This is a genomic window from Cupriavidus sp. GW821-FHT02F09 (genome assembly GCF_059421605.1).
Genome location: NZ_JBWKVH010000013.1, coordinates 144911 through 159420, shown reverse-complemented (window position 1 = coordinate 159420; position 14510 = coordinate 144911). Strand labels below are relative to the sequence as shown.

The 14510-nt window shown below is 66.5% G+C and carries 12 protein-coding genes; 5 read left to right on the top strand and 7 right to left on the bottom strand.

Going from position 1 to position 14510, the window contains the following annotated elements:
• Positions 1 to 73 precede the first annotated feature (73 nt).
• Together putA and AC07XB_RS17220 are read left to right on the top strand one after the other, a co-directional pair.
• Complete coding sequence (gene putA / locus AC07XB_RS17225; RefSeq protein WP_492373535.1) at positions 74 to 4075, top strand: trifunctional transcriptional regulator/proline dehydrogenase/L-glutamate gamma-semialdehyde dehydrogenase; 4002 nt, start codon at positions 74 to 76, stop codon at positions 4073 to 4075.
• Positions 4076 to 4220: 145 nt separating this feature from the next.
• Positions 4221 to 5372, top strand: coding sequence for a branched-chain amino acid ABC transporter substrate-binding protein (locus AC07XB_RS17220; protein ID WP_492828645.1), 1152 nt, complete (start codon positions 4221 to 4223; stop codon positions 5370 to 5372).
• 177 nt (positions 5373 to 5549) lie between these two features.
• On the opposite strand, the gene AC07XB_RS17215 is transcribed toward AC07XB_RS17220, so the two are convergent.
• Entirely contained in the window at positions 5550 to 5873 is a 324-nt protein-coding gene (locus tag AC07XB_RS17215; RefSeq protein WP_492828647.1) for a type II toxin-antitoxin system RelE family toxin, read from the bottom strand.
• Positions 5874 to 6125, bottom strand: coding sequence for a type II toxin-antitoxin system Phd/YefM family antitoxin (locus tag AC07XB_RS17210; RefSeq protein WP_492828649.1), 252 nt, complete (start codon positions 6123 to 6125; stop codon positions 5874 to 5876).
• A 218-nt stretch (positions 6126 to 6343) separates the two neighbouring features.
• Between AC07XB_RS17210 and AC07XB_RS17205 the strand changes: the two genes are divergently transcribed.
• From AC07XB_RS17205 to AC07XB_RS17195, 3 genes are all read left to right on the top strand, one after another.
• The gene (locus AC07XB_RS17205; protein WP_492811425.1) at positions 6344 to 8257 is read left to right on the top strand and encodes a tetratricopeptide repeat protein; all 1914 of its coding nucleotides are present in this window, start codon (positions 6344 to 6346) and stop codon (positions 8255 to 8257) included.
• Between the two features lie 165 nt (positions 8258 to 8422).
• Positions 8423 to 9637 (top strand): cation:proton antiporter, encoded by a 1215-nt coding sequence (locus AC07XB_RS17200; protein WP_492373530.1) that lies wholly within the window; start codon positions 8423 to 8425, stop codon positions 9635 to 9637.
• Positions 9637 to 10752: a YbdK family carboxylate-amine ligase gene (locus tag AC07XB_RS17195; RefSeq protein WP_492373529.1), complete on the top strand. Its 1116-nt coding sequence runs from the start codon at positions 9637 to 9639 to the stop codon at positions 10750 to 10752. The genes AC07XB_RS17200 and AC07XB_RS17195 overlap by 1 nt, the downstream gene beginning before the upstream one ends.
• Here the strand turns inward: AC07XB_RS17195 and AC07XB_RS17190 are convergent, their stop codons facing one another.
• The 5 genes from AC07XB_RS17190 to AC07XB_RS17170 all read right to left on the bottom strand — a co-directional run bounded on the left by AC07XB_RS17190 (position 10753) and on the right by AC07XB_RS17170 (position 14492).
• A complete protein-coding gene (locus tag AC07XB_RS17190; protein ID WP_492373528.1) occupies positions 10753 to 11232 on the bottom strand; it encodes an OsmC family protein in 480 nt (159 codons plus the stop codon).
• A 103-nt stretch (positions 11233 to 11335) separates the two neighbouring features.
• Positions 11336 to 12073 carry an MBL fold metallo-hydrolase gene (locus AC07XB_RS17185; protein ID WP_492828651.1) on the bottom strand — a complete coding sequence of 246 codons (738 nt, stop codon included), beginning with the start codon at positions 12071 to 12073 and terminating at the stop codon, positions 11336 to 11338.
• 54 nt (positions 12074 to 12127) lie between these two features.
• The gene (locus tag AC07XB_RS17180; RefSeq protein WP_492373527.1) at positions 12128 to 12451 is read right to left on the bottom strand and encodes an EthD family reductase; all 324 of its coding nucleotides are present in this window, start codon (positions 12449 to 12451) and stop codon (positions 12128 to 12130) included.
• A gap of 90 nt (positions 12452 to 12541) precedes the next feature.
• Complete coding sequence (locus tag AC07XB_RS17175) at positions 12542 to 13918, bottom strand: L-serine ammonia-lyase (RefSeq protein WP_174426848.1); 1377 nt, start codon at positions 13916 to 13918, stop codon at positions 12542 to 12544.
• A 31-nt stretch (positions 13919 to 13949) separates the two neighbouring features.
• Positions 13950 to 14492, bottom strand: a complete 543-nt coding sequence (locus AC07XB_RS17170; RefSeq protein WP_492373526.1) for a DUF421 domain-containing protein — start codon at positions 14490 to 14492, stop codon at positions 13950 to 13952.
• Positions 14493 to 14510: the final 18 nt, after the last annotated feature.

Below are 14510 nucleotides of genomic sequence, written 5' to 3'. Positions count from 1 at the left end.
TATGATCGCGCCAATCTGCCGGTTTCCCCGCAGTCAGGAAGCCGGTGTCCGCGTCTTACGGAGAATCAAGCGCATGGCCACCACCACCCTCGGCGTCAAACTCGACGACGCCTCCCGCGAGCGCCTCAAGCGCGTTGCGCAGTCGATAGACCGCACACCGCACTGGCTGATCAAGCAGGCAATCTTCACGTATCTGGAGCAGGTCGAACGGGGCAACATCCCGCATGAGACCAGCGCCACCGGTACGGGGAGCGAGGGTGCGGCGGACGGTGCCGACACTTTTGACGGCGCGACTGGTGATGGCGCGATACAGCCTTTCCTCGAGTTTGCGCAGAGCGTGCAGCCGCAATCGGTGCTGCGCGCGGCCATCACCGCCGGCTATCGCCGCCCGGAGTCCGAGTGCGTGCCGGTGCTGCTTGAGCAGGCTCGCCTGCCACATCAGCAGGCCGAAGCCGCTCTCGCCATGGCCCGGACCCTGGCCACGCGGTTGCGCGAGCGCAAGGTCGGCACCGGCCGTGAAGGGCTGGTGCAGGGCCTGATCCAGGAATTCTCGTTGTCCTCGCAGGAAGGCGTGGCGCTGATGTGCCTGGCCGAGGCGCTGCTGCGCATTCCCGACAAGGCTACCCGCGACGCGCTGATCCGCGACAAGATCAGCGGCGCCAACTGGCAGTCGCACCTGGGACAGAGCCCGTCGGTGTTCGTCAATGCCGCCACCTGGGGCCTGTTGTTCACGGGCAAGCTGGTGGCCACGCATACCGAAGCCGGCCTGTCGAAGGCGCTGACCCGCATCATCGGCAAGGGCGGCGAGCCGCTGATCCGCAAGGGCGTGGACATGGCGATGCGCCTGATGGGCGAGCAGTTCGTCACCGGCGAGACCATTTCCGAGGCGCTGGCCAACGCGCGCAAGTACGAGGCCGAGGGCTTCCGCTACTCCTACGACATGCTGGGCGAAGCGGCCATGACCGAGGCCGACGCGCAACGCTACCTGGCCTCCTACGAGCAGGCCATCAACGCCATCGGCCAGGCTTCGCGCGGGCGCGGCATCTATGAAGGCCCCGGCATCTCGATCAAGCTCTCGGCGCTGCATCCGCGCTATAGCCGCGCGCAGCATGAGCGCGTCATCAGCGAGCTGTACGGCCGCCTCAAGTCGCTGACCTTGCTGGCCCGCCAGTACGACATCGGCATCAATATCGACGCCGAGGAAGCCGACCGCCTGGAAATCTCGCTCGACCTGCTGGAGCGCCTGTGCTTCGAGCCCGAGCTGGCCGGCTGGAACGGCATCGGCTTCGTGGTGCAGGGCTACCAGAAGCGCTGCCCGTTCGTGATCGACTACCTGATCGACCTGGCCCGCCGCAGCCGCCACCGCCTGATGATCCGCCTGGTCAAGGGCGCGTACTGGGACAGCGAGATCAAGCGCGCCCAGGTGGACGGGCTGGAGGGCTATCCGGTCTACACGCGCAAGGTCTATACGGACGTGTCATACGTGGCCTGCGCGCGCAAGCTGCTGTCGGTGCCGGACGTGATCTACCCGCAGTTCGCTACCCACAACGCCCACACGCTGGCGGCCATCTACCAGATCGCCGGCCACAACTACTACCCCGGCCAGTACGAGTTCCAGTGCCTGCACGGCATGGGCGAGCCACTGTACGACCAGGTGGTCGGCCCGCTGGCTGACGGCAAGTTCAACCGCCCGTGCCGGATCTACGCGCCGGTCGGCACGCATGAGACGCTGCTGGCCTACCTGGTGCGCCGCCTGCTGGAAAACGGCGCCAACACGTCCTTCGTCAACCGCATCGCCGACGACACCATCTCGCTGGACGAACTGGTGGCCGACCCGGTGGCCGTGGTCGAGCAGATGCACGCCGATGAGGGCGCGCTTGGCCTGCCGCATCCGCGCATTCCGCAGCCACGCACGCTGTATGGCGAGTCGCGCGCCAATTCTGCCGGCATCGACCTCTCCAACGAGCATCGCCTGGCCTCGCTGTCGTCCGCGCTACTGGCCGGCACGAGCGAGGCGGTCAGCGCCGTGCCGCTGCTGGGCACGGAAACCGCCGCTGGCGAGGACGCCAATCAGCCGGCACCTGTGCGCAACCCGTCCGACTTGCGCGACGTGGTCGGCCATGTCACCGAAGCCAGCATGGCCGAGGTGGAAGCCGCGCTGCAGGCCGCAGTGAACGCCGCGCCGATCTGGCAGGCGACCCCGGCCGATGTGCGCGCCGCCGCGCTGGAGCGCGCCGCCGAACTGATGGAAGCGCAGATGCAGTCCCTGATGGGCATCATCGTGCGCGAGGCCGGCAAGACCTTCTCCAATGCCATCGCCGAAGTGCGCGAGGCCGTGGACTTTCTGCGCTATTACGCCGCGCAAGTGCGTGAGACCTTCTCCAGCGACACCCACCGCCCGCTCGGGCCGGTGGTCTGCATCAGCCCGTGGAATTTCCCGCTGGCCATCTTCACCGGCCAGGTCGCGGCCGCGCTGGCTGCCGGCAACACCGTGCTGGCCAAGCCCGCCGAGCAGACCCCGCTGATTGCCGCCCAGGCCGTGCGCTTGCTGCGCGAGGCTGGCGTGCCGGCTGGCGCCGTGCAGTTGTTGCCGGGCCGCGGCGAAACCGTGGGCGCCGCGTTGGTAGGCGACGCTCGCGTCAAGGGCGTGATGTTCACCGGCTCCACCGAAGTGGCGCGCCTGCTGCAACGCAGCGTGGCCGGCCGGCTGGACGCGGCTGGCCGCCCGGTGCCGCTGATCGCCGAGACCGGCGGCCAGAACGCGATGATCGTGGACTCCTCCGCGCTGGCCGAGCAGGTGGTTGGCGATGTGGTCAACTCCGCCTTCGACTCGGCCGGCCAGCGCTGCTCCGCGCTGCGCGTGCTGTGCCTGCAGGAAGAAGTGGCCGACCGCGTGCTGGAAATGCTCAAGGGCGCCATGGATGAGCTCACCATGGGCAACCCGGACCGTTTGTCCACCGATGTCGGCCCGGTCATCGACGAAGAGGCGCGCGGCAACATCGTGCGCCATATCGACGCCATGCGCGCCAAGGGCCGCCGCGTCCACCAGGCCGACCCGAACGGCGCGGCCAGCGCGGCCTGCCGCAATGGCACGTTTGTGTCGCCAACGCTGATCGAGCTCGACAGCATCGAAGAGTTGCAGCGCGAAGTCTTTGGCCCCGTGCTGCACGTGGTGCGCTACCCGCGAGCCGGCCTCGACACGCTGCTTGCGCAGATCAACGGCACCGGCTACGGCTTGACCATGGGCATTCACACCCGTATCGACGAAACCATCGAGCACATCGTCGAGCGCGCGGAAGTGGGCAACCTCTACGTCAACCGCAATATCGTGGGCGCGGTGGTGGGCGTGCAGCCCTTCGGCGGCGAAGGCCTGTCCGGCACCGGCCCCAAGGCGGGCGGCCCGCTGTACCTGCACCGCCTGTTGTCAGTCTGCCCGCAGGACGCCGTGGCCCGCGTGGTGCGCGCATCCGACACCCTCGGCGGCGCCGACGAGACCGGCCCGGTGCGCCGCACGCTGACCGAGGCACTGGGTACGCTCAAGGAATGGGCGCAGCGCGAGAGCGCGGCGCTGCCCGGGCTGGCGGCGGCGTGCGAGCGCTTTGCCGCGGCCTCGGCGGCCGGCCTGTCGGTCACGCTGCCCGGTCCCACCGGCGAGCGCAACACCTACACGCTGCTGCCGCGCGCCGCCGTGCTGTGCCTGGCCCAGCAGGAGACCGACCTGGCCGTGCAACTGGCGGCGGTACTGGCAGCTGGCAGCCAGGCCGTGTGGGTTGAAAGCCCCATGGCCCGGGCCCTGTTTGCGCGCCTGCCCAAGGCAGTACAATCGCGCGTCAGCCTGGTGGCCGACTGGTCGGCCAGCGATACCAGCTTCGACGCGGTTCTTCACCATGGCGACTCGGACCAGCTGCGCGCTGTGTGCGAACAGCTGGCCACGCGCCCCGGCCCGATCATTTCGGTGCAAGGCCTGGCACATGGTGAACCGAATATCGCCATCGAGCGTTTGTTGATCGAGCGTTCGCTGTCCGTCAATACGGCGGCAGCGGGCGGCAATGCGAGTTTGATGACGATCGGCTAACCGCCGGGCGTCGATCGAAGCGACGCGAGGCAGCGGTGATCCCGCAAACCTCGCGTATTTGAAAATCGGGGAGCGTTTCGCGCCACACCCGGACGCGTCCAAAAACGCAGCAAAGGCTATAGAGAATAGCTACCAAGGAGAACAGATGAACTCGACTTTCCACAAGACGGCCCTCACCGTTGCCCTGACCGTCGCTGGCCTGTGCGCCACCTCGGCCGCCTTCGCCCAGGCGCAGGAAATCAAGCTGGGCTTTGCCGCGCCGATGACCGGCGGCCAGGCGCAATACGGCAAGGACATGCAGAACGGCGTTGTCCTCGCCATCGAGGAAATGAACGCGACCAAGCCCAAGATTGGCGGCAAGGACGTCAAGTTCGTACTGCTCTCTGAAGACGACGCGGCCGACCCCAAGACCGGCTCGGTGGTCGCGCAAAAGCTGGTCGACAACGGCATCCAGGGCATGCTGGGCCACTTCAACTCGGGCACCAGCATCCCCGCGTCGATGGTCTACAACCGCGCGGGCATTCCCCAGATCGCCATGGCAACGGCACCTGAGTACACCCGCCAGGGCTTCAAGACCACCTTCCGCATGATGACTTCCGACACCCAGCAGGGCTCGGTGATCGGTGCCTTCGTGGTGAAGAAGCTGGGCGCCAAGAACATCGCCATCGTCGACGACCGCACGGCCTACGGCCAAGGCCTGGCCGACGAGTTCGAGAAAGCCGCCAAGGCCGCCGGGGGCAAGATCGTGCGCCGCGAGTTCACCAACGACAAGGCGGTGGACTTCAAGGCTGTGCTGACCAACATCAAGCGCAGCAACCCGGACGTGATCTTCTTTGGCGGCGCAGAGACGCAATCCGCGCCGATGGCCAAGCAGGTCAAGGAACTCGGCATGAAGTCGCCGGTGGTGTCGGGCGAAATGTCGAAGACCGACAACTTCCTCAAGCTGGCCGGTCCTGCCGCCGAGGGCACGGTCGTCTCGCTGGCCGGCCTGCCGCTGGAGCAGATGCCCGGTGGCACCACCTACGAGAAGAAGTACGAGAAGCGCTTCGGCAGCAAGGTGCAGACCTACTCGCCGTACGCCTATGACGGCGCCACCGCCTTGATGACCGCCATGATCAAGGCGGGTTCGGCCGATCCGGCGCGCTACCTGCCGGTGCTGGCGGCCACCAACATGCAAGGCGTGACCACCAAGACCCTGGCCTACGACGCGCGCGGCGACCTGAAGGACGGCGGCATCACCGTCTACAAGGTGGTTGGCGGCAAGTGGACCGTGCTGGAGACGGTTGGCGGCAAGTAAGCCGTTCTGCTGTAGAACGACGATGCCACACGGCGGGCCTGCCCGTCGGGTTAAAGCGTTGGTGGCACTCCTCGAGGGGAATGCAAAACGCCTCAGTCAGCGACTGGGGCGTTTTTTTGTTCGCGGCAAGATCTGTCTTGACCCAGTGGGGCAGGCCAATGCTGACGATACCTGCCCTCAGGCTTCGTTGGCGCCGAGGTTCTGCCCACCCTCCCACGCCGCCGCCGCATCCTCGTAGACGCCGCCATCGCGCCGGCCGGCCGCCAGAACAACGATATCGGGCGGATTTTCATCGTCGCGGACCAGGTAGACCAGCCGGTACCCGACGCCGCGCAGCTTGATCTTGTAGCAATCAATGAGCGGTGGCCGGAGTTCCGCGCCCGGGACCCTCGGCGTTGCCAGGCGCCGCTTCAGTGCACTCTTGAAAAGGGCTTTGACGGAACCATCGAGCTTCGCCCAATCATCGAGTGCCTCCGGGACGAAGCGTAGTTCGTGGGGCATTTACAGGTCGTCAATGTTGACTTTGACCGCGCGGCTCACTGATTTGAGTCGCGTCTGCACCAGGTTCTCAAGCTGGCGCTCGTCGTACAGCTCGGCCATCTTGGCCATGAATTCCGGAGATACCGTGTAGAAGGCGGGCCGGTTATGGTTCAGAACAGCCACAGGCTGGCCATGGGCCTCCTCGACAACCTTGCTGGGATTTTGCTTGAATTCCGAGATGCTGACGGTCAGCAGACTGTGGATGTTTTCCATCACATACTCCAGATAGGTCTAAATTCAGACCTATTTTAGGACCTATTTTGAAATTCTCAAGCCTGTGGCGTGGCGTTGTCGTTTCTGGCATACATGGGGACCCAGCCGATGTCTAGTGCTCCGCTAGCGGCAGGTTTCGCCCCTTGTTCTCACAAGCGGGAGGGGGCCTGCATGGCGCATAATCCCGCACTCGCACATCCACCCCGAAGGAGCAGTCCGTGTCCGTGCAGGAAGTCAGCTACGACCACGCCATCGAGCTAGCCAACGCAGAGCGCTACGATGAAGCGCTGGTCATTCTCGACCAGCTTTCGCAGGCGCAGCCTCAAGTGGTGGATTTCGACTGCCTGCGGGCACGCCTGCATTTTGACCGCGGCGACGCGCAGGCCGCCTTTGCCGTGCTCGATGCGGCGCTGGCCAAGCTGCCCGGGCTGCCGCTGCACCCGGCGCACCGCTGGTCCTCGCGCGGCGTGATCGCGCATCGCTACGGCATGCTGCTGATGGGGATGGAGCGCTTGCAGGAGGCGCTGCCCTGGCTGGAAGAGGCCGCGCTGCGCAACGGCTTGTCTTCCGGCGAGTGGAGCGCCCGCCTGCATGCGGGGCTGGTGCATTACCGGCTGGGCAATTTCGCCGCGGCCGGCGCTTACTGGTATGACCTGCTTTATCGCGCGCCGGATCTTGGCGCCGAAGACATCCTGGGCCAGGCGCTGGCCCACGTGAATGCCGCCGGCGACAAGGCTGAGCCGATGCTGCGCCTATGCCTGGCGCGGATCGGCCTGGACAACCCCGACCTGCTGGAGCTCGACGAGGCTGCGGGCGATGCCCTGGCCGCCGAGCAGGCCGCCATCGTGCTGGCCAGCCAGCCGGACCACCCGCACGCCCGCCGCATCCGCGCGCCGCTGCGCTACCGCGCGGGCGAGCTCGATGGTGCCTGGGACGATTTCGCCACCTACCAGCGCAAGGCGCCGGACCCCAAGGCGCAGGTGCGCGAGCTCGAATGGCGCCACCAGTCCGGCGAGGCCGAGCCTTGGCTGCGCTTTGCCTTTGTCGAGGGCGCGACGGATGCGACCGGTTACTACAACGCGGGCGTGGCGCTGGCTGAGTTCATGGACGCGGTGCCGGCCGCCGAGGCGGCGCTGATGCCGCACCTGATCAAGGCCTATCGCCTGGGCCTGGCGCGCTTCGAAGCCTACTTCGCCACCGGCGAGGGCGGCTACGACGACGCCGATCCCCATATCTACTCGTTGCTGTGCCACAACCTGGCGACCCGGCTGGAAGGCGACGGCAACCGCGCGGAGCGCATCGCGCTGCACGAGAAGGGCATCGCGGTCAGCGAATTCATCGAGCACTGGATCGACCTGCTCGAATGCCTGGAGGCAGCCGGCCAGCACGGCAAAGCCGTGGAAGTCGCGGGCGACGTGCTCAACCGCTATCCGCTGGAGCGCGATCCCGCCAACGTGGGCTGGATCTTCAGCCGGTTGGTGAGCACCTGGAAGGCCATCGGTGGCACGGAAGTGACGTCGGCGGCCCGTGACGCGCTGGCGCACATGGATGCGCGCGCCGACGCCTTGCCGGTGGAGGAACGCAGCCAGACCGCGCACGCGCTGGCGCACGCCCGCGCGCACTTCGCGGGGCTGCTGCGCAATGCCATGGACAGCATGGACCAGCACGACCGCACCGACGCGCAGGCCGAGATCGAGGCCCTGCAGCGCCGCGCGCTGCTGATCGAGGACGCGTGGCTGTGCAACCAGTTCGGCATGATCTGGCGCGGCCTGGGCGCGCCGGAGCGCGCGTTGCCGCTGTTCGAGCAAGCCATCGCGCTGACCTCGGACGATGCTGCGGACCAGGCTTTCCCGCGCCTGCAGCGCGCGCTGATCCGCAACGGCGAGAAGCAATACGCGCAAGCGCTGACGGACTTCGAGGCGGCATTTGCCGCGCGCAACGGCTGGGACGGCGAGGCCTACCTCGGCGCCGTCGAGGCCGCGCTGGGCCTGGAGCAGCGCGAGACCGCGCTGGGCTACTTCGACAAGGCGCGCGCGAGCGGCGCCGCGCAGGGCAAGACGCGCTCACTCTATGCCCGCATGGAAACCGGCCTGCGGGCGACGCGTCCGGGATGGAAGTTCTGGGGCGTGTAGCCGGCGGGGCGGGCCGCATCCTCGGCCCAGCCACGATAAAAAAACGCCATCCCTGTAAGATGGCGTTTTTTTACGTGTGAACGCGTCATGTTGACAGCAAATTCCGTGCCTCTGTCGGACAAACTCCGACATGGAATGTCATGTGGCTCCGTTACCATATAGCCCATGAATGGACTGAGCCAATTGTTTCCAAGCCTGCCCCTGGCACCGGGCGGGCTTTTCTGGGTCGGGCTGGCGCTGGTGGGCGCCGGCCTGGCGGGCGAGGTATGCCGCATATACCTGCGGCTGCCCCGCATCGTCGGTTACGCGGCCACGGGCCTCGCGGCTGGCATGCTCGGCCGCGGCATCGTGGACGAGGACATGATCGCGCAGACCCGCATCCTGATCGACATGGCGCTGGCGCTCGCCCTGTTCGAGCTCGGGCACCGGCTCTCGCTCACCTGGCTGCGGGCCAATCGCTGGCTGCTCTTCACCAGCGCCTTTGAAAGCCTGCTGACCTGGGGCCTGGTTGCCGCCGTGCTGCAATGGATCGGCGTGAGCCCGGCGGTTGCCATCCTGGCCGGCGGCATTGCCGTGAGCACCTCGCCCACCATCGTGCTGCAGCTCAAGAACGAGCTGCGCGCCGAAGGGCAGGTGACCGAGCGGCTGCTCGCCATGGCCGCGCTGAACAGCATCTACGCGGCCGCCATCGTCCAGGTCGCCACCGGCTGGCTGCATTCCGAATACGGCAACCTGGGTGCGGCGCTGCTGCATCCGCTCTACCTGCTGGTGGGTTCCTGCCTGCTGGCCTGGGGTGTTGGCAAGCTCGGCCACGCGATCTATGCGCGCATGGAAACGGACGATCACTACAGCTTCCTGGTGCTGGTGGGGCTGGTGCTGTTCACGCTGGCGCTCACGCGCTTGCTCAAGCTGTCGATGCCGCTTACGCTGTTGCTCGCCGGTGTGGTGTTCAAGCACCAGGACAGCCAGCCGCGCGTATGGCCGGCGCACTTCGGCAGTGCGGGCAGCTTGCTGATCATCGTGATGGTGGTCTCGCTCGGCCTGCCGCTGACGGCGCACGACTGGGCCATCGGCGGCGGCGCTGCCTGTGTGCTGGTACTGCTGCGTCATATTGCCAAGCTGGTGGGTGTTGTCTCGCTGGGTTCGTTCTCGGGCCTGAGCATGAAGCAGTGCGTGGCCCTCGGGCTTGCGCTGGCACCCATGTCGGGCCTCGCGTACTTGCTGATGAGCGATATCGCGCTGCTGTATCCCGCCACGGGTGAGCCACTGGCAGCCATCATCCTGTGCACGCTGGCGGTCGAGCAGTTGCTTGGGCCTACGCTGGCGGGTTGGGCACTTCGCTATGCGGGCGAGGTCAGAAGCAATGGAGGAGGGCGCTGATGTCACTCGAACCGTTCAAGCATTCCGAGGCGCTGACGTTTGGCGTGGAACTGGAACTGCAGCTCGTCAACCGGCATGACTACGACCTGGCGCCGTTCGCGCCGGATTTGCTGCGTGCGCTGAAAGGCGCGCAACACGCCGGCGATATCAAGCCCGAGATCAGCCCCTCGATGATCGAGATCAGCACCGGCATCTGCAAAAGTCATGCACAGGCGCTGGACGAGCTGGGCACCATGCGCGACCTGATGGTCGACGCCTCGCGCTCGCTCAACCTCGGCATCTGCGGCGGTGGCACGCACCCGTTCCAGCAATGGGCCGACCGCACCATCTCCGATTCGCCGCGCTACCAGTACATTTCCGAGCTCTATGGCTATTTGGCCAAGCAGTTCACGGTGTTCGGCCAGCACGTGCACATCGGCTGCCCGAGCGCCGACGAATCGCTGTTCCTGCTCCACGCCATCGGCCGCTACGTACCGCATTTCATCGCGCTGGCCGCCTCCTCTCCCTATGTGCAAGGGGTGGACACCGGCTTCGCCTCGGCACGGCTGAATTCCGTCGCCGCCTTCCCCATGAGCGGGCGCGCGCCGCATCTGCTCACCTGGGACGCCTTCACCGCGTATTTCAACAAGATGCGCAACACGGGCGTGATCGAGAGCATGAAGGACTTCTACTGGGATATCCGTCCCAAGCCGGAGTTCGGCACCATCGAAGTCCGCGTGATGGACACGCCGCTGACCGTCGGGCGCGCCTGCGATATCGCCGCTTACATCCAGGCGCTCGCGCGCTACCTGCTGCTGTCGCGCCCCTTCATGCCGCAGGAAGACGATTACCTGGTCTACACCTTCAATCGCTTCCAGGCTTGCCGTTTCGGGCTGGAAGGCGAGTACGTGCACCCCAACGAGTTGACCCGGATGCCGATCGCCGACCACATCATCTCGATCTGCGACGCACTGGTGCCGCATGCCGAAGCGCTGGGCTCGCTTGATGCGCTGGCCAACATCCGTGCGCTGGCGCAAAGCCGCAACGGCGACGCGGAGCGCGTGCGCCAGATCGAAAGCACCACGCGCAGCCTGCGCGAAACGGTGCGGCAGACCTGCGACAGCTGGGCTGGCTGACTACGCCTGCGCGCCCACGTACACCGGCTCGCAGCGCAGCTCCGACTTCACCGAGTTGGCAATGAAGCAGGCCTCGTGTGCCGTGTGATGCAGGTGCGCCAATTCCTCCCGGGTCGGCTGGCGCTCGCCGCAGAAGGTGACCTCCGGCCTGAGCGTGACCACCGTCATGGCCATCCGGCCTTCCGCGTTCTTCGCCATGGTGCCGACAGCGGCATCGAAGTAGCGGTCCACGCAGAACTTGTGCTTGGCGGCGATGGAAAGGAACCACAGCATGTGGCAACTGGAGAGCGATGCAACGAAGGCTTCTTCGGGATCCACGGCTGCGGCGTCCGACATGGGCAGGGGCACGACATGGGGCGATGAGGATCCGGGTACTTCCACGCCGCCGTCGAAGCGCAGCATGTGCTTGCGGCTATAGCGATTGCCGAGGAAATCCTGCTCGCCACGTTGCCAGAGGATCTCTGCGGTGTAGTGGGCCATGTCTTCTCTCTCTCTCTCTCTTCATTAAATTGCCTGCGAAGGCTGGATACCGGATACCGGGGTGACCAGTTACCGATTGCCTGTCGCTTCTCGCACGCGTGCGTCACGCCCCGTGCGGCACGCTTTCTCCATCCCGCAGCCCGAGCCGCTGGTTGGCGGGGACCGCCACATCGATCAGCTTCGGCTTGGGCAGGTTCAGCTGCCCCATCATCTCGATGAACTGGGTACGCGTGCGCCCGGCCACGCGGCTGTTGTTGACGCGTTCGAAGCCGATGGTGGATGCGGTGCGGCCCTTGTAGTCGTGGGCGGGGTAGACCACGGTGTCGTCGGGCAGGGCGAAGAGTTTCTGCGTGAGGCTGTCGTACAGCGTGCCGGCGTCGCCGGACTGGAAGTCGGTGCGGCCGCAACCGTCGATCAGCAGCGCGTCGCCGGTGAAGACGCGGCGCACCGGGCCGGCGGGCGTGGGCTCTTCCCACAGGTAGCTCATGCTGCCGGCGGTGTGCCCCGGCGTATGGATGGCGCGCAGCGTCTGCGTGCCGAACTGCAGCGTGTCTGCGTCGATCAGCTGCTTTTGCGCGGGTTGGATGTCGCAGCCCGAGGGGGCTGCGGTACGTGCGCCGGTTTGCAGTGCAACATGGCCGGCCGAGGTGATGTGGTCCGCATGGGCATGGGTCTCGACCACCCACGCCAGCGTGGCGCCGCAGGCCTGCAGCAGCGCCATGTCGCGTTCCAGCTGGTGGTCCACCGGATCGATCAGCAGCGCCTGGCGCGTGGCGGCATCGATCAGCAAATAGGTGTAGGTGGACGAGGTTTCGTCAAACAGCTGATGGAAGGTCTGCATGGCCATGCCCGCTTGTGGGGAAACGCTACATGATAGCGCCGCCAGCGGGCGCTATCAGCCGATCGTCAGCACTTCGCTGATCTGCATCACGGGAACCGCATCGGTGTAGTTGGGGATATCGAGCTGCAGCTCGTTGCCGGCTGCCTTGGCGGCGGCCACGAAGTCAGGCACGGACTCGAACAGGAAATGGCACATCACCGTGAAGGCCGGATCGGAACCCGGCGCGCCAGCGCCCAGACCGCGTTCCACCGCCACGCCGCGATAGCCTGGGTGCGCGCCAAACAGCGCGACGGCGCGCGGCATGTGGCGCTGCAGGTAGTAATCCATGTCGAACTTGCCGCCCTTGCTGTGTGGATAGAGAAAGCTGATCTTGACCATGCCGGACTCCAGTTGGATCGGATTGGATTGGGATGAATGCCCGGCAAGCGTAGCAGAAAGCGCGCATTCGCTTGCGCTGGCGGGCCGGCCTCAGCACTCCACGATATTCACCGCCAAGCCGCCACGCGCCGTTTCCTTGTACTTGGTCTTCATGTCGGCGCCGGTCTCGCGCATGGTCTTGATCACGGAGTCGAGCGACACATAGTGCATGCCGTCGCCGCGCAATGCCATGCGCGCGGCGTTCACGGCCTTCACCGAGGCCATGGCGTTGCGCTCGATGCAGGGAATCTGCACCAGCCCGCCGACCGGGTCGCAGGTCAGCCCGAGGTTGTGCTCCATGCCGATCTCGGCCGCGTTCTCCACCTGCTCCGGCGTGCCGCCCATCACGGCGGCCAGGGCGCCGGCGGCCATCGAGCAGGCCACGCCGACCTCGCCCTGGCAGCCGACTTCGGCGCCGGAGATCGAGGCATTGAGCTTGTAGAGCATGCCGATGGCGCCGGCTGTCAGCAGGAAGTCGATCACGCCCTGCGGGTTGGCGCCGGGCACGAAGCGGTCGTAGTAATGCAGCACGGCCGGGATGATGCCGGCGGCGCCGTTGGTGGGCGCGGTGACCACGCGGCCGCCGGCCGCGTTTTCCTCGTTGACGGCGATCGCATACAGGTTGACCCAGTCGATCACCGAAAGCGGATCGGCCAGCGCGCGCTCGGCGTGCTCGGTGAGGTTGCGGAACAGGTCGTGGGCGCGGCGCTTGACCTTGAACGGCCCGGGCAGCTCGCCGTCGGTGCGGCAGCCGCGTGCCACGCAGGCTTGCATCACGGCCCAGATCTGCAGCAGGCCGGCGTTGACCTCGGCCTCGCTGCGCCACACGCATTCGTTTTCCATCATCAGCCGCGCAATGCTCTTCTTGCTGGCGGCTGCCATCTCCAGCATCGCGCGCCCGCTGCGAAACGGATGCGGCAACTGCTGGTCAGCCTCCAGGATATGCGTATTGGCCGCACCGGCGGTGATGATGAAGCCGCCGCCCACCGACAGGTAGCGCCCTTCGCGGATGCGCTCGCCACCAGCGTTGAAGGCGTGGAATTTCATGCCGTTGGGATGCTCGGCCATGGCCTCGCGGCGGTAGAAGACGATGTGCTCCTTCTCCACGAAGGGCACGGGATGCGTGCCCAGCAGAGAGAGCGTGCGGCTGGCGCGCAGCGCGGCCAGTCGCAAGTCGATGGTGTCGGGGTCGATGGTGTCGGGCGCTTCGCCCAGCAAGCCGAGGATCACGCCCTTGTCGGTGCCGTGGCCGCGGCCGGTGGCGCCGAGCGAGCCATACAGCTCCACGCGCACGCTGGCCACCTGCGGCAACAGGCCGTCGCGCGCCAGGCCCTGGGCGAACATCAGCGCGGCGCGCATCGGACCAACGGTGTGCGAGCTTGATGGGCCGATGCCCACCTTGAACAGGTCGAAGACGCTGACAGCCACGGTAGGCTCCTGGGGTTGGCTCGCGCCGGGATCAGACCGGCGCGTCCGTGTCCTGATTGATGGGGGCGCGCCACAGCGAACCCGCCGCATTGGGCGGCGCGGGTGGCGCGTCTTTCTTTACCAGCACGCTGATGGTGCCGTCGTTCTCGAGGATCGCGAAATGCACATCGGCAACGCGCTCGCACCCCGCATGGCGCAGTGCCTTGCGCAGGTCGTCGCGGGTCACGAAAGCGCGCTTCATCACGTCACCGAAGACCATGCCGTCGTGGATCAATACCTGCGGGCGCCCCTCGACGACGTTCTCGAAGCGCCGGCTGCGCCAGCTCAGCCATGCCAGTACAAGGTTGGCGCCGACCAGCGTCACCGCCAGGATCAACCCGGCCGTGACGGAGTTGTCCCCGGCGTTCATGGAGTTCTGCACGGCGTTGGACAGCACCAGCAGCAGCACCAGGTCGAGCGAGGTGAGCTGCCCGATCTGGCGCTTGCCGGACAGCCGCAGCAGCACCAGCAGGCTGCCGTAGACGATCAGTCCGCGCAGGACGAATTCCCACCATGGGGCGCTGAGATTCCACATGCGTGCTCCGTATTCCGG